Origin of the sequence: Cyclobacterium plantarum, from assembly GCF_011290685.1 — a bacterium.
Classification (GTDB): Bacteria; Bacteroidota; Bacteroidia; order Cytophagales; family Cyclobacteriaceae; genus Cyclobacterium; species Cyclobacterium plantarum.
The window spans coordinates 1-545 of the sequence record NZ_JAANYN010000037.1 but is presented as its reverse complement, the minus strand read 5'-3'; the positions used below and the strand labels follow the sequence as shown (position 1 = coordinate 545).

At 58.0% G+C, this 545-nt stretch carries 1 protein-coding gene; it reads right to left on the bottom strand.

Annotated features, from left to right (window positions below; genetic code table 11):
* Positions 1-545 (bottom strand): FN3 associated domain-containing protein (locus tag G9Q97_RS24690; protein ID WP_187357752.1); only part of this gene is annotated, 545 nt, incomplete at both ends.

Here is a 545-nt window from a genome sequence, read left to right as displayed (position 1 = left end):
GGCGGAAAGAAGCGTGCACCGGGGTTTTGCCATAGGGAAAGTGCCAGCTTGCTGATGTCGGTGGGCTGATCAAACTCCATTTCCACCTCCAGGGGGTTGTTTAAAAAGCCCAGCCAGTTCAGGTTCCAGACATCCGGTATGGCTTTTTTCCGGTCAAAGAGGCTTTCCTGCCCGTCCCCTTTGTAGCGGTCTTCGGGCAGGTAGTTCATCTGAAAGGAGGAAGGGCCCAGGGTGGCCCTGATGAATTCCGCCTCGGCCATTTCGCTGCCGATCCAACCTTCGGCGAAGGCCCTGGCCTTGACGGTCAGGTTTTTATCTATGACCAGGGGTTTCTCGTACAGCTCATAATTGCTGCTGTCGGGTTCCGAGCCGTCCAGGGTGTAGAATATACTGGTGGCAGCTATGGGATGGCTGAGCGCTACGGTAAGCTGGTCCCGGAAGAAGGCCCGGTCAAAACGGATCACCGGGGGGTTGAGCATCAACACCTCTCCACTGACCTGGGTGCCGGTCTCAACGGCGGTCCCCGGCAGGGCCGCCTTCAACTC